Here is a 20,724-nt window from a genome sequence, read left to right as displayed (position 1 = left end):
ATCTCGTTTTTTTGTGGAATGAATATGATATGATGCGGACAATGACAAGAGGTGAGGTGTGAGTGTATGGACAAGCAATCACGAACGATCTCGGTGAAAGTAAATGGAACAGAAGCGAAGTATGAGGAAAAAAAGAAGGATGAGTTTGACTGGATGGTAGCAGAAAGTGAGAGACCGAAAAATGTCGTTCCGTTTCAAAAAGCGAAATCAGTATCTATGGAAAAATATCGAAAGAAGTGGAGCAATACAATAATCGCAATCGTTGCAACTGCAATAATTATTGGTACTGCATTTGGGATGGGTATGATTCATTTATTAACTGGACAAGGGACGACAGAAGAAGGTAAGGTAACGGCTTCGAAGCAGGCAGGTAATGAGGAACAAAAGGTGGGTGGAACGGCAGAACAAACACCAACACCGAAAGAGGAAAAACCAAAAGCACAGGTAGGAACGTCATTAGACCCAATGAAACTATTTTTCGTTCAAGGAGGGCTTTATTCCTCTGAAGAAAAAGGACAGGCTGCTATTGAAGAGTGGAAAAGTAATGGGGGCGTGGCTACTTTGAAACCGAGTGGTGATAAGTATGCGTTAGTTGTTGCTATTACGAGCGATGAACAGGCTGTTAATCAATTAATAGATCAGTATAAGCAAGATGGTGTTTCAGTTTTGAAAAAAAATTGGGATATTACAGATAAAGCATTGCTCAAAAATGATAAAGAAGTAGGAATGTTTTTAGCGAAAGTGCAGCCATTATATACTCATTTAGCAAAATATGTGTCCAGCGTACAAACTAGTGGAAAAAGTAATCCAAAAGATATAGAAGCGATTCAAAAAGAGTGGAAAGCTATGGAAAAGGAAGGGAAGAGTATGAAGCGTGAAGATGCAAAGAAGCTTTATACGTATACGTCAATAGCGGTGCAAACGATTAAGGAAGGGAAGAGCGATAAGGAATCTGTAGCTAAATTAAATCAAGTTATTATTGATGGTATACTTTCGTATGAAAAAATGGTTTCACAAAAAGTAAAATAATAAGATAATGATGAAGGGGAAAGAAGTACATATACTTCTTTCTTTTCTTTTGAATTTAGAACAAAGTGCTTTCTGTATGGGCAGCATATAATCGTATTTAAAAAGAACTATTATTTTGTTTAGAGAAAATGATATTTCTAGAATTTGTGGGGAAACTATTCCTTTGATACGATTGATTTGAATTATTCTGCTTCATGTGAGAAGGGAAGGAGAAAATATGAGGAAAATTATTTTAGCTTCAGGGTCACCTAGGAGGAAGGAACTGCTTGAATTAGCAGATGTGCCATTTGACATCGTTGTTAGTGAAGTAGAAGAGAAGATTGGTGCATATTCATCACCTTCTGATATTGTCATGTCGCTTGCTTTGCAAAAAGCATCTGCTGTGGCAGAAAACCATAGTAATCAAGTTGTACTAGGTGCAGATACAATTGTTACATATGATTCGCGTATTCTTGGAAAGCCGTCTAATGGGGCTGAGGCGAAAGAAATGCTACAATTATTATCAGGGAAAACACACGAAGTATACACAGGTGTTGCAATTATATCGAAAGAAAAAACTGTAACTTTTTATGAACGTACAGAAGTAACATTTTGGGGATTAACAGAAGAAGAAATAGACGTATACGTTGCATCGAAGGAACCACTTGATAAGGCAGGAAGCTATGGAATTCAAGGTAAAGGGTCTATTTTTGTTCAACATATTCAAGGGGACTACTACAGTGTAGTTGGCTTGCCAATTGCACGTCTTGTCCGTGAATTAAAACAGTTTGATAGCGATGTAACCCATGTGTAAAATTGCATGGGGTTTTCTTTAGGAGAAATCGTAAAAAAAGGGGTGGAGAGATGAACGGTATTCGTGATGTTGTGAGAGAAGAACAGCCACGGGAGCGTTTATTGTTAGAAGGAGCAGGAAGTTTATCGAATCGAGAACTTCTTGCAGTTTTACTCAGAACGGGTTCTAAAGAAGAAACGGTGTTAACGTTATCAGATAATATTCTACATCATTTTGACGGCTTACGAATGTTAAAGGATGCAACGTTAGAAGAGATGATGAGCATTCATGGTGTTGGGATTGCAAAGGCGTCGCAGCTTATGGCTGCTTTTGAATTAGGTAGAAGAATGGTACGTTTAGAATATCAAAATAGATATAGTATTCGAAGTCCAGAAGATTGTGCGAGTTATATGATGGAAGAGATGCGTTTTTTGCAACAGGAGCATTTTGTTTGTTTATATTTGAATACGAAAAATCAAGTTATACATAGGCAAACTATTTTTATTGGAAGTTTAAATACGTCGATTGTGCACCCAAGGGAAGTTTTTAAAGAAGCGTTCCGTCGGGCAGCAGCCTCTATTATATGTCTTCATAACCATCCCTCAGGAGATCCGGCGCCGAGCCGTGAAGATATTGAAGTTACAAAACGATTAGTAGAATGTGGTCGAATTATCGGAATTGAAGTACTTGATCATATCATAATAGGTGACCATAAATTCGTGAGTTTAAAGGAAAAAGGTCATATTTAAGACTATTCTTTTTACTTATTTTGTTTTATAATGTGATTTATGAGTTTTTTGTAGAAAATTATCTACAAAAAGGATGCAGATATAAAAAAACGTACTGTTTTTATAAATATAAAGTAAGAAAAATGAGTCCGTGAAAATAAGAAGGGAAGATAAATGATATGTTTGGATTTGGTGGATTTACTCGCGATCTTGGAATAGACTTAGGAACGGCGAACACGCTTGTATATGTGAAAGGGAAAGGTGTAGTTTTACGTGAACCTTCAGTAGTAGCATTACAAACTGATACGAAACAAATCGTTGCGGTAGGTAGCGATGCAAAACAAATGATTGGTCGTACACCAGGAAATGTAGTGGCACTTCGCCCTATGAAAGATGGTGTAATTGCTGATTACGAAACAACAGCAATAATGATGAAATACTACATTCAACAAGCTCAAAAATCAAATGGATTCTTCTCACGTAAACCATATGTAATGGTATGTGTACCATCTGGTATTACAGCTGTAGAAAGACGTGCAGTAATCGATGCGACTCGTCAAGCTGGTGCTCGTGATGCTTATCCAATCGAAGAGCCATTTGCAGCAGCAATTGGTGCAAACTTACCTGTTTGGGAGCCGACTGGTAGTATGGTTGTTGATATCGGTGGTGGTACAACAGAAGTTGCAATTATTTCTTTAGGTGGTATCGTAACAAGTCAATCAGTTCGTGTTGCTGGTGATGATATGGACGATTCAATCATTCAGTACATTAAGAAAAGCTACAACTTAATGATTGGTGAAAGAACAGCAGAAGCACTAAAATTAGAAATCGGTTCTGCAGGCGAGCCAGAAGGTATTGAGCCTATGGAAATTCGCGGTCGTGATTTAGTAAGTGGTTTACCTAAAACAGTACTAATTCAACCAGAAGAAATTGCAGATGCATTAAAAGATACAGTAGATGCAATTGTAGAATCAGTTAAAAATACGTTAGAAAAAACTCCACCTGAATTAGCAGCGGATATTATGGACCGCGGTATCGTATTAACGGGTGGCGGGGCATTACTACGTAACTTAGATAAAGTTATTAGTGAAGAAACAAATATGCCAGTTCTTGTTGCAGAGGATCCATTAGATTGCGTAGCAATTGGAACGGGTAAAGCATTAGACAATATCGACCTTTTCAAAACTGCTGCTCGATAATATTGCAAAATAAAAATCAATGAAATTAAGAGGGTGTGAACGTGCCACAGTTTTTCTTAAACAAAAGATTAATTGTTTTGTTAGTTAGTATTATTCTTCTCGTGGCATTGATTGGAATCTCATTGAAAGAACGGAACAGTTTATCATGGCCAGAGCAGTTTATAAAAGATACTGTCGGTGTTGTAGAACGTGTATTCCAAAAGCCAGCGAATTATGTTGCCGGATTCTTCGAGAACGTAGAAGATGTAAAGCGCACGTATGAAGAGAATAAAAAGCTGAAAGCAAAATTAGATTCTACCGCAGATTTATCTGCAGTAGTGAAAAATTTAGACGATGAGAATAAAAAACTACGAGAATTAACTGGTAAAGAAAAGTCCCGTGGTGATTATACGGAAGTACAAGCTAGTGTGGTTTCTCGTAATCCCGATAAATGGTACGATTTAGTTGGAATTGATAAAGGAGCACAGCAGGGGATCAAAAAAGATATGGCTGTTGTAACTCCGAAAGGTTTAGTTGGACGCGTAAAAAGTGTATCTCAGTTTACATCTTCAGTAGAGTTGTTAAGTTCGATGAGCCGAACAAACCGTGTTTCTGCTATTGTACAAGGACAAGAAAATATCTTTGGATTAATTGAAGGTTACGATAAAGAAAAACAACTACTTCTTTTCACAAAGATTAGCTCTGATGCAAAAGTAGAAAAAGATCAACTAGTTGTAACATCTGGACTTGGTGATATCTTCCCAAAAGGTCTTGCGATTGGGAAAATTGTTGATGTTCAGCCAGATCCATACGGTTTAACAAAAACAGCTTATGTAAAACCATCCGCTGATTTGAATGATGTAGAGCATATTATAGTTGCAAAACGTGATATGCCTACAGCGCCGTTAGAATAGGAGGGAGAGAAGAGATGATGACGATTTTAAAAAGAGCAGCTCTTCCTCTTTTGCTCCTTTTTGTTTTTTTATTTGAAAATATGTTCTCTACTGTTGTTCCAACAGACGTCTTTTGGAAAGGCAGTATAGCAGCACCGCATTTCTTTATAATTGTGTTATGTTTTATTACAGTGTACTATAGTCCGGTTCAAGGGATTTACTACGGACTATTATTTGGTTTCTTATTTGATACCGTATACACGGAACTTGTCGGTATATATATATTTGCTTATCCGATTTTAGCTTATTTAGTTTATAGTGTGATGAAAGTATTACAATTGAATTTATTTATTGTCGCTTCTATCGTACTGGCTGGCATTGCAGCATTAGAGTATTATGTGTATGGGTTTTTAACTTTGTTAGGACGTACTCACATGTCAGCATCTGTCTTTTTCACAGATCGTCTCCTTGCTACTTTATTGCTAAATGGAATTTTCTTATTAATAGTTTGTTTCCCACTGAGACGATATTTAGTGCGTCTTTCAAAAGCGATAGAAGAAAAAGAAAAAAGGATTTTCTAATTTTATGTCGAATTGAATCGGTGGGGTGAACTTTAGTGGAAGAAAAAAAGCAACAAAATGTAACGATAAAAGGGACAAAAGATGGAATAACACTTCATTTAGATGATTGCTGTTCATTCTCTGAGCTACTAAAAGAATTGGATGAAAAGCTTTCTACACATTACTATGAGAGTGACGGACGTTCTTTAATTGAAGTGCGTGTTAAAGTAGGAAATCGCTATTTAACAGAAGTACAACAAGAAGAGATTCGTACGTTAATTCGCAATAAGAAGAACCTTGTTGTAGAATCAATCGAAAGTGATGTTATAACAAAAGCAGAAGCAATAGCTTGGAAAGAAGAAACAGAAATTGTCCCTATTTCCAAAATTGTTCGCTCTGGACAAGTGTTACATGTAAAAGGCAATTTATTATTAATTGGAGATGTTAATCCAGGCGGAACGGTTATCGCTGGGGGGAATATTTTTGTCTTGGGATCATTAAGAGGAATTGCACATGCGGGGTATGATGGAGATTCAGAAGCTGTTATTGCTGCATCTATTATGAACCCTATGCAACTCCGAATTAGTGATGTGACAATGCGGGCTCCGGAAGAGAAAGAAGACGGAGCAGAGGCGGCAGAATGTGCGTACATTAATGAGAATAATCACATTGTTGTCGATCGCCTGCAACTTCTCACTCATCTTAGACCTAATTTAACAAAGTTAGAAAGGGGAATTGTATAGCTGTGGGAGAGGCAATAGTAATTACATCTGGAAAAGGCGGAGTAGGTAAAACTACAACGTCTGCGAACATTGGTACAGCCCTTGCGTTATCTGGAAAAAAAGTGTGTTTAATTGATACAGATATCGGTTTACGCAATTTAGACGTAGTAATGGGGCTAGAAAATCGTATTGTATTTGATCTTGTTGATGTCGTTGAAGGGCGTTGTCGTTTACCTCAGGCTCTTATTAAAGATAAGCGTTTTGATGATCTTTATTTATTACCTGCAGCACAAACGAGCGATAAATCGGCGGTAACACCTGAACAAATGGATGAATTAATACAAGTATTACGTCAAGATTATGATTACATATTAATTGATTGTCCTGCGGGGATTGAGCAGGGGTTTAAAAATGCAGTAGCAGGTGCGGATAAAGCAATCGTTGTAACAACACCAGAAGTATCCTCAATGCGTGATGCGGATCGTATTATCGGGCTTTTAGAGAAAGAGGATATTGAACCACCGAAACTTGTCATTAACCGTGTGCGTAGTCATATGCTTCATGAACAGGATATGTTAGACGTTGATGAAATCGTACGTACACTGTCAATCGAGCTTCTTGGAGTTGTCGAGGATGATGATGAAGTTATTCGTGCTACGAATACAGGTGAACCTGTAGCGCTGCAACCTAGTGGGAAAGCAGCAATAGCTTATCGTAATATTGCAAGACGCTTGTTAGGTGAGAATGTACCATTACAAGCATTTGAACAAGAAAAAGTATCGGTATTTACAAAGATGAAAAATTTCTTTGGAATCCGTTAAAAGCACTTCGCATAAATGCGGAGTGCTTTCTTTTTTCTTCGCATGAATATCTTCCTTCTATAACTCATACATATGTACAAACTGTATATAACTGTTTCTATTTGAATAAGGCTAACGAAAGAAAGGAGACAGTATGAAGAATAGACGTGTGGAAGAAATTAAAAAGCGGATTGCGAAAAGGAAAGCAGAGCAAGAATTGCTAGAAGAAGAGCAGTATTTTGCGGGAGGAGATTTTGATAGCGAAACGGTCTTTATTGAAGAGGGGGAGAAGGAAATTCATCCTCTATTTCGAAAAGAAGTTTTTCTCTTCAAAGTTTTGCTATCAGCAATATTAGTTCTTTCGGTTGCTATTTTATTTAAGAACGCACCTTCTTCTTTTGATGGTACTAGAGCTGTTACAGAAAAAGTTATGCAAGAAGAATTTCAATTTGCTACTATATCGAAATGGTATGAAAATCAGTTTGGAAAACCTCTCGTGTTCTTTTCTCCAAATGAGAAAAAAGAAGAGGCTATTCAGCAAAAGGATTATGCGATTCCTGCCTCTGGAAAGGTGATGCAAGGATTTCAAAAAAACGGCCAGGGTGTATTTGTTCAAACGGCTACAAATGCAACGGTGGAGTCAGTAAATGAAGGTATAGTTGTTTTTGCGGGCAAGAAAGAGGAACTTGGAAATACAGTTCAAATTCAGCACGCTGATGGCACGGAGTCATGGTATGCAAATTTAAATGATATGTCAGTAAAATTATATGATTACGTTTCCAAGAAACAAAGAATTGGAATAGTGAGTAATGATGAAAACAATAAAAATGGAAAATTTTATTTTGCAATAAAAAAGAATGAAAAATTTATTGATCCAATTCAGGTGATTTCATTTGATTAAATATAGGGATGTTTTCACGAAAATTTCTGTGCATCCGTTATTTTGGGTTATTATTGTCATTGGTATTTTTACGGCGCGTTTTAAAGAGTTACTATTGTTATTTTGTATCGTTTTAGTTCATGAACTTGGGCATGCTTTTGCCGCAGCGTATTATAATTGGCGTATTAAACAAATTCAGCTTTTGCCGTTTGGTGGCGTAGTCGAGATGGAAGAACATGGGAATAAATCATTAAAAGAAGAATTAATTGTCGTTATGGCGGGGCCAATTCAGCATATATGGATGATTGCGGTCGCTTATATTTTGTATAAAGCGGGCTGGGTAACTGATGATTTGTACCATTTCTTTGTATGGAATAATGTCATTATTTTAGGGTTTAATTTATTGCCTATTTGGCCACTTGATGGCGGAAAAGTATTATTTAATGTATTATCATATCGTTTTCCCTATTTACAAGCACATGAAAAGATGATGAAATTGTCATGTGTTTTTTTTAGTGTAATATTAGGATGGCAGTTACTTTGGAATAGTAATAACATTATGATGTGGGTATTACTCGTTTTTCTAGCGATTTCTTTATATCAAGAATGGAAACAAAGACGGTACGCATTTATGCGTTTTTTATTAGAGCGTTATTATGGGAATAAAAGAGATATTGAAAAAATAGCACCTATTGAGGTGAAAACGGAAGATCATTTATATACGATTTTCACAAAATTTCGCAGAGGATATAAACACTCTATTATCGTCCATGGAAAATATAAAGAGCATTACACATTGGACGAAAATGAATTGTTGTATGCGTATTTTGCTGAAAAACGAACAACCTCATCTGTTGAAGAATTAATTGGTTAGTGTTGACGACGACACTAACCTTTTACCCCGCATTAACTGCCCGTAAACGCCCGATTGGTTCAACTAATAATCAGTGGGGGATGAATAAAACCCCCACTGATTAAAGTTTCACTTTATATTGTAAGGAAAAGAAATGAAAAGTGAGGAAAGAATTTTGAAGACGTTATATATTAACTACACTGGTTCGGAAAAGCGTGTTGCGATAGAAGAGAAGCAAAAAGTTGTCGAGCTTTTATGGAAACGGAATGAAGAGCAGGAGATTGTCGGACATATTTATGTTGGGCGTATCGTAAGAACAATTGCTGGAATGAACGCAGCCTTTGTAAATATCGGATTAGAAAAACATGCATATCTTTCATTTGATGATGTACCATCTTCATATCGCATACATGAAGGACAGGCGATACTTGTACAAGTTGTGAAAGAGGCAATTGATACGAAGGGGCCAAAATTAACGGCGAAGATAGAATTTACCGGAAAATATGTCGTTTACATGCCCTATGATGACATGCGCGCTGTTTCTCGAAAAATAAAAAATAATAAAAGAAGACAACAGTTACTGGGAATTGAAGTAGAAGGAACAGGTGGATATATTTTCCGTTCTGCTTCTGAAAAAGGAACAATCGATGAAATACATGCTGAAATGCAAGGGTTGCAGCAGTTATATGAAGAGTTAAAAAGAAAAGAAGATCAAGGGAAAGCGCCCTTACTACTTCATCAACCAGCGACGTTTTTAGATCGTGTATTTCAGGAGAACCCAATTGAAACAATTGAAAAAATAGTTGTAGATACGAGAAGTATAGTAAAAGAATTAGAAGAAAAAGTAGGGAAAGAAAGAGTATCCTTTTATAATGAAAAATCTTCGATGTTTAACCATTTTGGAATAGATCGTGAAATCGAGAAAGCACTTCAAAAAATTGTGTGGCTACCAAATGGTGCCTATCTAATTGTAGAACAAATGGAGACGATGACTGTAATTGATGTGAATACAGGTAAATTTACTGGAAAACAAAATTTACAAGATACCGTATTTCGCACAAATGAAATGGCTGCTGAAGAGATTGCTCGTCAATTAAGACTTCGTGATATTGGCGGGATGATATTAATTGATTTTATTAATATGAAAAGACGAGAAGATAAAGAGAAGGTAAGAGAGCGTTTAATGATAGCTTTACAAGATGATCGCACATATACAAGAGTGCTTGGGTTTACAGAGTTAGGTATTTTAGAGATGACGCGTAAGCGCAAGAAACATTCGTTACGTGACGTATTATTAGAAGAGTGTGCGCCTTGTAAAGCGACAGGTTACGTTATATCTAATGAAACAATTGCGTATGAGCTAGAGAGAGAGCTTATTACTTATGGTAATATAGAGGATGAAGCTGTATTGATTGGTGCTTCAAAAAAAGTACAAAAACATTTTTCACAAAAAGAATTACAAAAAAATATTCCATTTGAAATTTATTTCAAAGATGATATTATCGAAAAGTACGCTATTATCCGTTTTGGAAGTAAGAAAGAAATTGTAGAACGGAAAAAATAGTTAGCAGAACATTCATTGACAATAGTCAATGAGTCATGGTAATATTTTTATGTTATAGTTTATAGCACCTAAACTGCTATATGCTACAACCGCACAAGACAGGTTCCCTAAAGACATTTTATGTCTACCTCGTTTTTGGCGAGTCTTAGTAATTAAGAGGAGGTGCAAGTATGTACGCAATTATCGAAACAGGTGGAAAACAAATTAAAGTTGAAGCTGGTCAAGCAATCTACATTGAAAAATTAGATGTTGAAGCTGGTGAAACTGTTACTTTTGACAAAGTTCTTTTCGTTGGTGGCGAAAACGTGAAAGTTGGTAGCCCAGTTGTAGAGGGTGCAACAGTTACTGCGAAAGTTGAAAAACAAGGTCGCGCTAAGAAAATCATCGTTTTCAAATACAAAGCGAAAAAGAACAATCGTAAGAAACAAGGTCATCGTCAACCTTACACTAAGCTAGTAGTTGAAGCTATCAACGCTTAATTCTGGTTAAGATGATTAAGATTACGATAAGTCGCACGAAACTAGGAAGTATCCGATCATTTAAAATGACTGGACATGCCAATTATGCGCCACATGGACAAGATCTTGTCTGTGCTGGAACTACAGCGGTTGTGTTTGGTTCTATAAATGCAGTGGAAGAACTTTGTAATGTGCAGGCAACTATTGAACTCGGAAGTGATGGCGGATTCTTGACGTATGAATTGCCTAATGATTTAGACGTTCATACAGCAGAAAAAGCACAAATACTTTTAGAAGGATTGGTTGTTTCACTTAAGACGATTGAACTTGATTACGGAAAGTATATCCGTTTAATAGAAAAAGTGCAGGAGGTGTAACGTATGTTAAGATTAGATCTTCAGTTTTTCGCATCTAAGAAAGGTGTAGGTAGTACAAAGAACGGTCGTGACTCTCAGTCAAAACGTCTTGGTGCTAAACGCGCAGATGGTCAAACGGTTTCAGGTGGTTCAATTCTTTACCGTCAACGCGGTACAAAAATTTATCCAGGTGTTAACGTTGGTCGTGGTGGCGATGACACTTTATACGCGAAAGTTGACGGCGTAGTACGCTTTGAGCGTCTTGGTCGTGACCGCAAACAAGTGAGCGTATATCCTGTTGCTCAAGAAGCATAAGAACTCACGGAAAACTCTAACCTGAGTGCAGGTTAGAGTTTTTCTATATTAAGGGGTATCTAAATGAATGAAAAATGGACAATTATAGATGCGTTGAGCCACTCGAGACATGATTGGCTCAATCGTTTGCAGATGGTTAAAGGAAATCTTTCCCTTGGAAAAGTGGAAGAGATTCATAGGCTCATCGATCGTTTTGTCCAAGAAGCGAGACAAGAATCCAATCTGATGGGGCTATCAATGCCTTTATTTTCAGAGTGGATTTTAACATATAATTGGAAACAGCAACCGTGCTTATTGGAGTACGAAGTATTAGGAAAATTACATAACTTATCTCATCTAGATGAGACTGTATGTACATGGACGAATCAGTTTTTCTTAATGCTTCAGCATAGTTTAGACGTATATGTTGAAAATTATGTTTGTATCACAATTGAAAGTGACGCGGAGAATGCTCGTTTCTTTTTTGATTTTCGTGGAAAGCTAACGAATGTAGAAGAACTACAAACGTGGCTTGCGAACGAAAACAATAAATGGTATTCCATTTCTTATACAGTACGAGACGAAGAAGTCTCAGTTATATTACAACTAATCGAAAAAAGTGTGGTGAAATAATGTTTGTAGATCAGGTCAAGATATATGTAAAAGGCGGCGACGGTGGTAACGGAATGGTTGCGTATCGTCGTGAGAAGTATGTACCTAAAGGTGGCCCAGCAGGTGGCGACGGTGGTAAAGGTGCAGATGTTGTTTTTGTTGTTGAGGAAGGCTTACGTACATTAATGGACTTCCGCTACCAACGTCATTTCAAAGCTGATCGCGGTCAGCACGGAATGAGTAAAGGTCAGCACGGTCGTAAATCTGAAGATTTAATCGTAAAGGTTCCACCAGGAACAATAGTGAAAGATGAAAAAACAGGTGAAATTCTTGCCGATTTAGTAACGCATGAACAAACAGCTGTAATCGCAAGAGGTGGCCGTGGTGGCCGTGGTAATTCACGTTTCGCAACAGCGACGAACCCAGCGCCAGAAATCGCTGAGAACGGGGAACCAGGTCAAGAACGTGATGTCACGCTAGAACTTAAAGTGCTAGCAGATGTTGGACTTGTTGGATTCCCAAGTGTAGGTAAATCTACATTATTATCTGTTGTATCATCAGCGCGTCCGAAAATTGCAGAATATCACTTTACAACAATCGTTCCGAATCTTGGTGTTGTTGAAACTGGTGATAACCGCAGCTTCGTTATGGCTGACCTTCCTGGACTAATTGAAGGCGCACACTCCGGCGTTGGACTTGGACACCAATTCTTACGTCATATCGAACGTACACGTGTAATTGTACACGTTATCGATATGTCTGGTTTAGAAGGACGTGAGCCATATGAAGATTATGTCACAATCAATAATGAACTAAAAGAATACAATATGCGTTTAACTGAGCGTCCACAAGTTGTTGTTGCAAACAAAATGGATATGCCAGATGCAGAAGAAAACTTACAAGCATTTAAAGAGAAATTGGGAGACGAAGTGAAAATTTTCCCAATCTCAGCTGTAACGAAACAAGGTGTTCGTGACTTACTATTTGAAGTAGCGAACTTATTAGAAACAACACCAGAATTCCCAATGTACGATGATGTAGAAGAATCTGAAGCAAGTGTAATGTACAAATTTGAATCTGAATCTAATTTTGAAATTACACGCGAAAGTGATGGCACATTTGTTATTTCTGGTTATGACATTGAGAAAACATTCAAGATGACAGACTTCTCACGTGATGAATCTGTACGCCGATTTGCTCGTCAAATGCGTGGAATGGGTATTGATGAAGCCCTTCGTGCACGTGGTGCAACAGACGGAGATATTGTAAAAATTCTTGAATATCAATTTGAATTTATCGATTAAGACTGCCGAAATATGGCGGTCTTTTTTTTTCGTTATTTGAGTCCAGTAAAAACCCAATTCATATAGGTGAACCATAAGTCGATATAGGAAAAAATCCCCATTGATTAAAGTTTCAATTTATAATAGAAAAAGGAGTGATTTTAGAAGAATATTTTATGGGGAGAAAAGGAATATGTATAAAATATTAATTGTAGAAGATGATGAAAAAATTGCAGAGATATTAGAGGAGCATTTAGAAAGGTATGGATATCAATCTTTCAGAGTGAGCGATTTACGGCATATAAAAGATGAGTTTGTAAAAGTAAGTCCTCATCTTGTGTTACTTGATATTAATTTACCATACTTTGATGGCTTCTACTGGTGCCGCCAAATCCGCACTGTATCGAATGCGCCGATTATTTTTGTTTCTGCAAGAACAGGGGAAATGGATCAAGTAATGGCGATTGAAAATGGCGGAGATGATTACATTACAAAGCCATTCCATTTAGATATCGTAATGGCAAAGGTGAAAAGTGCACTCCGCCGCGGGTATGGTGAGTATGCTTTGGCCGCGGAAAGTGACTGCTTAGGTGTTAATGGATTGTTATTATTCCCATCACAGCACACAGTAGAGTGGAAAGGTCAACAAACGGAACTTACAAAAAATGAGTTTTATTTATTAGAATGTTTAATGAAACAATCAAATCAATACGTGACACGTGAAGAGCTGTTAGAGGCTTTATGGGATGAAGTAGCTTTTGTTGATGATAATACATTAACCGTGAATGTAAAGCGTGTAAGGAAGAAACTTGAGGAGTTAGGCATTAAAAATGCAATTGTCACAAAGCGTGGGTACGGTTATGCTCTTCTTACTGAGTGGGGCGAAGGGCATGAAGGTTAAAAATTACCTCATAGACCGCTTTTCTTTAATTATTACTTATATTGTAAGCCTTTGTTTATTTGGACTCGTATTGCAGCTGCAAAGCCTTTTAGAAAAGCGTGCGCTGGACTGGAGTACATGGTTATACGGACTTTTATTAGGGACAGTTGTGTTTAGTGTATACCTTATTTACGATTACCGAAAACGAAGTGTGTTTTTAAAGAGGATAGAACAGTATATTGCCGGTGGACATACATTACATGACTCTTTACTTATTGATACTTCTTATACAGCAGAGCAAGAACTGGTCGTTGAAGCGTTTACGCTATTAAGGCAGCAATATATGAATGAGGTTCATAAGCAGCATGCAAAAGAGCAACAGCAAATGATTTTTATGAACCAGTGGATCCATCAAATGAAAACACCAGTATCCGTTATTGAATTATTGTTACAGAAATATGGTAAGGAACACCGTGAAGCAAGGGGAACGATTGAAAGTATTCGTGAAGAAAATAACCGTATTTTAAATGGGTTAGATTTAGCTTTACATATGGCAAGGTTAGATCAATTTTCGAAAGACTATAAAGTAGAAGTAGTAAATGTTATAGAGGTCATTCGAGATATTATTAATGAAAATCGGAAGTCGTTCATTCAATCTTCTGTATTTCCGAAAATGATGTTTGAAGAAGAGACTTGTATGATTGCGTCTGATAGAAAGTGGCTTAGTATCGCGATGAGCCAAATTGTTGTGAATGCAATTAAGTATACAAAAATTTCAGAAGCAGAGAAAAAAGAAATTCAATTTCAAATTGAAGAGAAAGATCAAAAGGTGTTATTACATATTAAGGACAATGGAATTGGTATTCCTGAGCAAGATGTAAAGCGTATATTTGATCCGTTCTTTACGGGAATAAACGGCCGTAAAACAAGGGAAGCGACAGGTATGGGTTTATATATTACGAAGGAAATTTGCGATAATTTACATCATGGAATGTATGTGCAATCGGCTGAAGGGGAAGGGACAACATTCACGTTCCAATTTGCAAAAGATGAAGAATATCATACATTAATGAGAAAAATGACAAAACTGTAAGATAACAAAACGTTTTGTAAGGGAAATCACTCGTTTCTTTTTCTTATTTTTCTTATAGTAAGTGTAAGAAGAAAACACATAGGGGGATTAGAAATGAGTGTTCTTGAAGTAAAAGGATTAACAAAGGTGTACCAATCAAAAGGTTCAGTAGCGACGACTGCTTTAAATGATATAAATTTTAAAATTGAAGAAGGCGAGTTTGTAGGGATTATGGGGCCTTCAGGAAGCGGAAAAACAACGCTTTTAAATTTATTAGCAACAATTGATAAGCAAACTTCAGGTCATGTGCTTGTAAATGGTGAAGAAATTAATCAAATGCGTGCTGCAAAATTGGCGGAATTTCGCCGTACACATCTAGGATTCATTTTCCAAGATTTCAACTTACTTGATACATTATCGATTAAAGAAAATATTATTTTGCCGCTTGTAATGGCGAAGAAATCTGTAAAAGAAATTGATGCGAAAGTACTTGAAATTGCGAGGTTTTTAAACATTGAAGAAATTTTAAATAAAAAAGTATACGAAGTATCAGGTGGACAACAACAACGTGCAGCAGCTGCAAGGGCGATTATTCATGAACCAACATTAATTTTAGCGGATGAGCCAACAGGAAACCTAGATTCTAAGTCAGCGAAATCATTAATGGGAGCACTTCAAGATTTGCATGAGCAAAAGAAAGTAACGATTGCAATGGTAACACATGATCCAGTAGCCGCTAGTTATTGCGAACGTATCCTTTTCATACGTGATGGAGAGATTTTTTCAGAAATACATAAAGGAAGAACGAAGCAAGCCTTTTTCCAAGAAATTTTAGACGTACTTGCGATGCTAGGAGGAGAATATCATGAACTTTCGCCAGCTCGCGCTTAATAATGTAAAAGGAAATTGGCGTAATTATAAAGCGTTTCTTATTAGTAGTTGTTTATCGATTGTCGTATTTTTCATGTATGCTTCCTTCATTTATCATCCAGATGTCGTAAGCGGTAATATTAGTATGAAGACGATGATTACAAAAGGGTTAGAATCGATGAATTATATTGTAGTCATCTTCTCAGCACTCTTTATTTTATATGCGAATTCAACGTTTTTACGAGCAAGAAAAAAAGAATTTGGCTTATTAACGTTAATAGGTGGAACAAAGTCTCAGCTCGGCCGAATGATTATATTAGAGCAACTGATGTTAGGGAGTATTGCCATTGTAGTAGGTATTGGGATTGGAATGCTTTGTTCAAAACTTTTCTTCCAAGCACTCAGTGTCTTACTAAAAATTGATAAAACACTGCCGCTTGTGTGGAATGGAAAAGTAGTTCTTATTACAGTTGGTATATACTTTGTCCTCTTTTTAATACTATCATTGTTTAGTGTTTGGACAGTAGGCCGCTTGCAAATTATTGATTTATTAAGAGAGGCAAGAAAACAAAAAGTAGAACCTTTTGCATTTACATGGTTAGGGGTAGTTGGTATAGGCTGTATTATTGCTGCATATGTGCTTAGCTTCCAAGTGACATTTATGAATTTTATAATGCTGTTTTTACCGATTGTAGGGCTGACAATAGGCGGAACGTATTTACTGTTTACGCAAGGTAGTACAGTCGTATTAAAAGCACTGCAAAAAAGAAAACAATCTTTTTATACGTATCCAAATATGTTCGTATTTAGCAATCTTATTTACAAAATGAAAGATAATGCTCGTTTTCTATTTGTAATTTCTATCATTACGGCGGTTGTTTCTTCAGCAGTTGGTACACTGTACGTGTTCTTTGAGGATATGAGTTATAAAACAGTGGCTAGTGCTCCGCATGCTATTTCGTATGAAGAAAAGGGGGTAAATACGCATAACATCATTAGTGAAGGGAAAGCACAAGAACTAATAAAAAAACACGGATTTGAAGAAGCGCGAAAAGTAATGTATGTAAAACTTCCTGCAACTCAAAAGGTAACGATGTTTAACGGTGAACATGAGATGCCGTTAGGGATTATCTCTGAAAAGGAATATAATAAAGAAGCGCGTAAACAGAACGTGCCAGAAGTGCAAAATAAGCCGGGAAGTGCAACGATGGTTGTAGTTGATATGATGAATGATATTGTCAAGCCGGATCTTACGAAGCCATTTGAATTTAAATTGAACGGACAAAAACAGTCTATTAAGCTAAATGATCCAGTATCAAAGTCTGTTTTTAATGATGATGGCTATTTGATTGTGAATGATGAGGATTTTGTGAAATATTCACAGCTCGTAGCAGATGAAGAAAAGACAAAATATTATGGATATTATATTGAAGATTGGAAAGGAACAGAAAATCTTGTACTAGACTTAAAGAAAGAAATTGCACAAGAACAACAACAGAATTTCCACAATTCTATCCTTACGTATAAAGCGATAAAGGAGCAAGGAGCGATTACAATGTTCATCGGCTTCTTCGTAGCAGTACTGTTCTTCTTCTTTGCTTGTAGCATGACATACTTTAAATGGTTTAATGATAAAGAACAAGATCGTATTCAATTTAAGTCATTAAAAAGAATTGGTATGACAGATAAAGAAATTCGTAAAATTGCAATTCGTCAGATGGGTGTTATCTTCTTTATCCCAATTTTAATCGGTACAATTCATAGTGGGTTTGCTCTTCATACGTTAGGGAAAATGCTTTATATCGATTTATGGAAATCAGGTGCGATTGTAATAGGGGCTTATATTTTAGCTTCTGCCATTTACTTTATGATCGCGCAAAGAGGATATTTAAAACACGTGAAAAGCTAGGGAAACCTCTAGCTTTTTGCCTATGTAGTAAGGTACAGGAGGACGATAGATGAACATTCGGCAACTAGCGCTACAAAATATAAAGGGAAATTGGCGTAATTATAAAGTGTTTTTCTTAAGTAGTTGTTTTGCAATATTTGCTTCTTATGCATACATGTCTGTCATTGTACATCCGTATATGCAAGAGACGATGTGGTATCAAAATGTACGCTGGGGACTTATCATATGTAACGTTATAATTATTTCTTTTTTCGTCATATTTATTTTGTACTCTACTTCTATTTTCATAGAAGCACGTAAGAAAGAATTAGGGTTATATATGTTAATGGGAGCGACGAAGTCTAACGTAATAGGAGTGATTATGACCGAGCAAATATTGATCGGAATTTTCGCTAATATTTTCGGTATTGGGCTGGGCATGATTTCTTTAAAACTCTTTTTTATGGTATTTAGTATGTTACTTCATCTTCCGAAAGAACTCCCTGTCATATTTGACATGAGAGCGATTGGTGTAACGTTTGTTACATATATGCTTGTCTTTGTTCTGTTATCTTTTATAAGTGCTTTACGTATATGGAATATAAAAATCATACGGTTATTAAAAGAATTTCGAACAGATAAACGAGAGAGGAAAACATCAAAGTGGCTTTGTTTATTCGGTTTTGCTTGTTTAGGGACGGGATATGCGTTAGCGCTACAAGTGACGATGACAACGATAGCATTATACTTTTTTCCGGTTGTTATACTCATTTCTTTTGGGACGTATTTTTCATTTACACATGGCGCTACACAAATATTAGAAGTGATAAAAAGAAATAAAAGGATTATGTATACATATCCGTATTTATTTATAGTGAATCAATTGTCACATCGAATGAAGGAAAATAGTCGCTTTTTCTTTCTGTTGTCTATGGCAACAACGTTTGTCGTTACGGCGACAGGTACGGTGTTCTTATATTTTTCTAGCATGCAAGATATGTGGCGTGGCGGAGGAGTACACTCATTTTCATACATAGAAAAAGGCACTTCTGCTCATGAAGTTTTCGAGAAAGACAAGGTTGAAAACTTATTACATCAATATGGATATGATGATTTTCAATATATGAGTTTTGTTGGAGTGTATGCATCTTTTCAGTCCAATAAGGGAGAAACAGAGGTAGCGCCGCTTATAAAGGAAAGTGAATACAATCAAGAGGCGAGAAAACAAAAACAGAAAACGTATCATCCTAAAAAAGGAACAGTTACACTTGTTTATTATAATAAACACAATCATCCGAATGTATATAATCAAAAAGAGATTCAATTACAAGTAATAAATCAAACATATCAATTTGCATTTAACGGTCAGAAAGAAGGGGTACAATTTAACTATCACCCTTCGCACATTAATGGTCTGTTTTTCGTCATGAATGATGAAGATTTTGAGATTATATCAAATACAATTACGGATTCTGAAAAAATGATATATAGAGGTTACACATTACCAAATATCGAAAATACGAAAGATTTGAATGCAGATTTACGGAAACATATGAAACAAGATACAAATGATGCATTTCGAAGTAATATGGAGTTATATGTGAATATGAAAGAGTTCGGTAATATTACTCTATTTGTAGGCTCATTCATTAGTATATTATTCTTCCTTACTTCATGCAGTATCGTATATTTTAAATGGTTTCATAATATTGCATCGGATCGTAAACAGTATGGTGCACTCTCTAAACTTGGGATGACAAAGGAAGAGGTGTGGAAGATTTCTCGTTGGCAATTATGTATGCTATTTTTTGCGCCTATTATAGTAGGGAGTATGCATAGTGCAGTTGCGTTATATACGTTTCATAATACGATCTTTATGGACGGTTCATTAAGAAAAGTAGGCTTGTTTATTTTATTTTACATTGCTGCATGCATTATGTATTTCTTCTTCGCTCAAAGAGAATATAGGAAACATTTAGACTAGCGAATGCTAGTATTTTTTAAATATTCGAAATTTACATAGAAGAATATTTAAAATTGTGGTATAACAGTAAGAAAACGAAAAAGAGAGGGAAAAGACGATGATTCGAGTAGGATATTTAGGACCAGAGGCAACATTTACAAATATGGCGGTGAGTCGTTTTTTTCCGGAAGCAGAGCATGTACCGTATCGAACGATTCCAGATTGTATTGATGCAGCTGCAAATGAAAATGTAGATTATGCGGTCGTACCGTTAGAGAACGCCATAGAAGGTTCAGTTAATATAACGGTTGATTATCTCGTACATGAGCAGCCACTTTCCATTGTAGGAGAAATTACAGTGCCAATTCAGCAGCATTTACTCGTACACCCGCAGTACGAAGAAGTGTGGAAAGAAGTATACGCTGTACATTCTCATCCGCATGCCATTGCACAGTGCCATAAATTTTTAAATGAGGAATTAAAAGGGGTAACCGTTCGCGATATGACATCAACAAGCGCTGCTGCGCAATATGTGAAAGAACATCCTGAAGAAAAAATTGCAGCTATTGCAAATGAAGCAGCGGCAGAAAAATACGGATTAACAATTGTAAGGCGTGATATTCATACGCATAAAAACAATCATACACGTTTCCTTGTTCTCCATAAGAAAAAGAAAGCAGTACTCCCAAATAACGGAGAAAACCGAGGAGAGAAAACGACGCTTATGATAACGTTACCTGCTGATTACGCAGGGGCACTATATCAAGTGTTATCAGCTTTCGCATGGAGAAAATTAAACTTATCAAAAATCGAATCTCGCCCGATGAAAACAGGTCTTGGAAATTACTTTTTCTTAATCGACGTAGATAAAGCATATGATGACGTATTATTGCCAGGCGTAATGATGGAACTTGAAGCACTCGGTTTTTCTGTTACAGTGCTGGGGAGTTATTCTTCTTATTGGTTGTAAGAGAGGTGGATGAACTGTCGATATTTCCCTTCTAATCGCTGATATAATTTTATCGGATAATACATTTTGTGATAGATAAATAGAATCCCACCTATAAAT

The 20,724-nt window shown here is 36.5% G+C and carries 22 protein-coding genes and 1 other annotated feature; all 22 genes read left to right on the top strand.

Annotation, left to right across the window (positions count from 1 at the left end):
* Positions 1–66 precede the first annotated feature (66 nt).
* A complete protein-coding gene (locus tag ABH955_RS11245; protein WP_098167963.1) occupies positions 67–1,029 on the top strand; it encodes a stage II sporulation protein B in 963 nt (320 codons plus the stop codon).
* 217 nt (positions 1,030–1,246) lie between these two features.
* On the top strand, positions 1,247–1,822 hold the full coding sequence (locus tag ABH955_RS11240; protein WP_002143262.1) for a Maf family protein: 576 nt from the start codon (positions 1,247–1,249) through the stop codon (positions 1,820–1,822).
* Positions 1,823–1,872: 50 nt separating this feature from the next.
* Positions 1,873–2,550, top strand: a complete 678-nt coding sequence (gene radC, locus ABH955_RS11235; protein ID WP_002015368.1) for a DNA repair protein RadC — start codon at positions 1,873–1,875, stop codon at positions 2,548–2,550.
* A gap of 158 nt (positions 2,551–2,708) precedes the next feature.
* Positions 2,709–3,728, top strand: a complete 1,020-nt coding sequence (mreB, locus tag ABH955_RS11230) for a cell shape-determining protein MreB (protein WP_002015369.1) — start codon at positions 2,709–2,711, stop codon at positions 3,726–3,728.
* Positions 3,729–3,769: 41 nt separating this feature from the next.
* On the top strand, positions 3,770–4,621 hold the full coding sequence (gene mreC / locus ABH955_RS11225) for a rod shape-determining protein MreC (protein ID WP_002138478.1): 852 nt from the start codon (positions 3,770–3,772) through the stop codon (positions 4,619–4,621).
* A 14-nt stretch (positions 4,622–4,635) separates the two neighbouring features.
* Positions 4,636–5,181: a rod shape-determining protein MreD gene (mreD, locus tag ABH955_RS11220; protein WP_002015371.1), complete on the top strand. Its 546-nt coding sequence runs from the start codon at positions 4,636–4,638 to the stop codon at positions 5,179–5,181.
* 35 nt (positions 5,182–5,216) lie between these two features.
* Positions 5,217–5,903, top strand: coding sequence for a septum site-determining protein MinC (gene minC / locus ABH955_RS11215; RefSeq protein WP_002015372.1), 687 nt, complete (start codon positions 5,217–5,219; stop codon positions 5,901–5,903).
* A gap of 2 nt (positions 5,904–5,905) precedes the next feature.
* Positions 5,906–6,703: a septum site-determining protein MinD gene (minD, locus tag ABH955_RS11210; RefSeq protein ID WP_000503308.1), complete on the top strand. Its 798-nt coding sequence runs from the start codon at positions 5,906–5,908 to the stop codon at positions 6,701–6,703.
* A gap of 133 nt (positions 6,704–6,836) precedes the next feature.
* A complete protein-coding gene (locus ABH955_RS11205) occupies positions 6,837–7,583 on the top strand; it encodes a M23 family metallopeptidase (protein ID WP_002165033.1) in 747 nt (248 codons plus the stop codon).
* Positions 7,576–8,436: a M50 family metallopeptidase gene (locus ABH955_RS11200; RefSeq protein ID WP_002088816.1), complete on the top strand. Its 861-nt coding sequence runs from the start codon at positions 7,576–7,578 to the stop codon at positions 8,434–8,436. The genes ABH955_RS11205 and ABH955_RS11200 overlap by 8 nt, the downstream gene beginning before the upstream one ends.
* Before the next feature lie 133 nt (positions 8,437–8,569).
* Complete coding sequence (locus tag ABH955_RS11195) at positions 8,570–9,979, top strand: Rne/Rng family ribonuclease (protein WP_404491117.1); 1,410 nt, start codon at positions 8,570–8,572, stop codon at positions 9,977–9,979.
* A gap of 77 nt (positions 9,980–10,056) precedes the next feature.
* Positions 10,057–10,135: a sequence feature (ribosomal protein L21 leader region), on the top strand.
* 14 nt (positions 10,136–10,149) lie between these two features.
* On the top strand, positions 10,150–10,458 hold the full coding sequence (rplU, locus tag ABH955_RS11190; RefSeq protein ID WP_000270907.1) for a 50S ribosomal protein L21: 309 nt from the start codon (positions 10,150–10,152) through the stop codon (positions 10,456–10,458).
* 11 nt (positions 10,459–10,469) lie between these two features.
* Entirely contained in the window at positions 10,470–10,814 is a 345-nt protein-coding gene (locus ABH955_RS11185) for a ribosomal-processing cysteine protease Prp (RefSeq protein ID WP_002138477.1), read from the top strand.
* 3 nt (positions 10,815–10,817) lie between these two features.
* Complete coding sequence (gene rpmA / locus ABH955_RS11180; protein ID WP_000944957.1) at positions 10,818–11,108, top strand: 50S ribosomal protein L27; 291 nt, start codon at positions 10,818–10,820, stop codon at positions 11,106–11,108.
* Between the two features lie 63 nt (positions 11,109–11,171).
* Positions 11,172–11,720 carry a sporulation initiation phosphotransferase B gene (locus ABH955_RS11175; protein WP_002015377.1) on the top strand — a complete coding sequence of 183 codons (549 nt, stop codon included), beginning with the start codon at positions 11,172–11,174 and terminating at the stop codon, positions 11,718–11,720.
* Entirely contained in the window at positions 11,720–13,003 is a 1,284-nt protein-coding gene (gene obgE / locus ABH955_RS11170) for a GTPase ObgE (protein WP_002015378.1), read from the top strand. Before ABH955_RS11175 ends, obgE begins: the two co-directional genes overlap by 1 nt.
* Positions 13,004–13,175: 172 nt before the next feature.
* Complete coding sequence (locus tag ABH955_RS11165) at positions 13,176–13,883, top strand: response regulator transcription factor (RefSeq protein ID WP_061689570.1); 708 nt, start codon at positions 13,176–13,178, stop codon at positions 13,881–13,883.
* A complete protein-coding gene (locus ABH955_RS11160) occupies positions 13,873–14,955 on the top strand; it encodes a HAMP domain-containing histidine kinase (protein WP_404491116.1) in 1,083 nt (360 codons plus the stop codon). The genes ABH955_RS11165 and ABH955_RS11160 overlap by 11 nt, the downstream gene beginning before the upstream one ends.
* Before the next feature lie 93 nt (positions 14,956–15,048).
* A complete protein-coding gene (locus ABH955_RS11155) occupies positions 15,049–15,825 on the top strand; it encodes an ABC transporter ATP-binding protein (RefSeq protein WP_002015381.1) in 777 nt (258 codons plus the stop codon).
* Positions 15,800–17,713 carry an FtsX-like permease family protein gene (locus ABH955_RS11150; RefSeq protein ID WP_404491115.1) on the top strand — a complete coding sequence of 638 codons (1,914 nt, stop codon included), beginning with the start codon at positions 15,800–15,802 and terminating at the stop codon, positions 17,711–17,713. Before ABH955_RS11155 ends, ABH955_RS11150 begins: the two co-directional genes overlap by 26 nt.
* 49 nt (positions 17,714–17,762) lie before the next feature.
* Complete coding sequence (locus ABH955_RS11145) at positions 17,763–19,676, top strand: ABC transporter permease (RefSeq protein ID WP_404491114.1); 1,914 nt, start codon at positions 17,763–17,765, stop codon at positions 19,674–19,676.
* Between the two features lie 97 nt (positions 19,677–19,773).
* Positions 19,774–20,625, top strand: a complete 852-nt coding sequence (pheA, locus tag ABH955_RS11140) for a prephenate dehydratase (RefSeq protein WP_002015384.1) — start codon at positions 19,774–19,776, stop codon at positions 20,623–20,625.
* Positions 20,626–20,724 lie beyond the last annotated feature (99 nt).

Source organism: Bacillus sp. RC240 (assembly GCF_044907945.1).
GTDB classification, from domain to species: Bacteria; Bacillota; Bacilli; order Bacillales; family Bacillaceae_G; genus Bacillus_A; species Bacillus_A mycoides.
The sequence above is the reverse complement of the archived record's forward strand: the minus strand, read 5'-3'. Positions and strand labels throughout refer to the sequence as shown.

What these genes read in the sequence shown, in the direction of transcription:
- ABH955_RS11175 (WP_002015377.1), top strand. Translation starts at nt 11,172, where the DNA reads ATGAATGAAAAATGGACAATTATAGATGCGTTGAGCCACTCGAGACAT.
- mreD (WP_002015371.1), top strand. Translation starts at nt 4,636, where the DNA reads ATGATGACGATTTTAAAAAGAGCAGCTCTTCCTCTTTTGCTCCTTTTT.
- ABH955_RS11145 (WP_404491114.1), top strand. Translation starts at nt 17,763, where the DNA reads ATGAACATTCGGCAACTAGCGCTACAAAATATAAAGGGAAATTGGCGT.
- rpmA (WP_000944957.1), top strand. Translation starts at nt 10,818, where the DNA reads ATGTTAAGATTAGATCTTCAGTTTTTCGCATCTAAGAAAGGTGTAGGT.
- ABH955_RS11245 (WP_098167963.1), top strand. Translation starts at nt 67, where the DNA reads ATGGACAAGCAATCACGAACGATCTCGGTGAAAGTAAATGGAACAGAA.
- rplU (WP_000270907.1), top strand. Translation starts at nt 10,150, where the DNA reads ATGTACGCAATTATCGAAACAGGTGGAAAACAAATTAAAGTTGAAGCT.
- pheA (WP_002015384.1), top strand. Translation starts at nt 19,774, where the DNA reads ATGATTCGAGTAGGATATTTAGGACCAGAGGCAACATTTACAAATATG.
- obgE (WP_002015378.1), top strand. Translation starts at nt 11,720, where the DNA reads ATGTTTGTAGATCAGGTCAAGATATATGTAAAAGGCGGCGACGGTGGT.
- radC (WP_002015368.1), top strand. Translation starts at nt 1,873, where the DNA reads ATGAACGGTATTCGTGATGTTGTGAGAGAAGAACAGCCACGGGAGCGT.
- ABH955_RS11240 (WP_002143262.1), top strand. Translation starts at nt 1,247, where the DNA reads ATGAGGAAAATTATTTTAGCTTCAGGGTCACCTAGGAGGAAGGAACTG.
- ABH955_RS11160 (WP_404491116.1), top strand. Translation starts at nt 13,873, where the DNA reads ATGAAGGTTAAAAATTACCTCATAGACCGCTTTTCTTTAATTATTACT.
- mreB (WP_002015369.1), top strand. Translation starts at nt 2,709, where the DNA reads ATGTTTGGATTTGGTGGATTTACTCGCGATCTTGGAATAGACTTAGGA.
- ABH955_RS11205 (WP_002165033.1), top strand. Translation starts at nt 6,837, where the DNA reads ATGAAGAATAGACGTGTGGAAGAAATTAAAAAGCGGATTGCGAAAAGG.
- ABH955_RS11150 (WP_404491115.1), top strand. Translation starts at nt 15,800, where the DNA reads ATGAACTTTCGCCAGCTCGCGCTTAATAATGTAAAAGGAAATTGGCGT.
- ABH955_RS11155 (WP_002015381.1), top strand. Translation starts at nt 15,049, where the DNA reads ATGAGTGTTCTTGAAGTAAAAGGATTAACAAAGGTGTACCAATCAAAA.
- ABH955_RS11195 (WP_404491117.1), top strand. Translation starts at nt 8,570, where the DNA reads ATGAAAAGTGAGGAAAGAATTTTGAAGACGTTATATATTAACTACACT.
- ABH955_RS11165 (WP_061689570.1), top strand. Translation starts at nt 13,176, where the DNA reads ATGTATAAAATATTAATTGTAGAAGATGATGAAAAAATTGCAGAGATA.
- ABH955_RS11185 (WP_002138477.1), top strand. Translation starts at nt 10,470, where the DNA reads ATGATTAAGATTACGATAAGTCGCACGAAACTAGGAAGTATCCGATCA.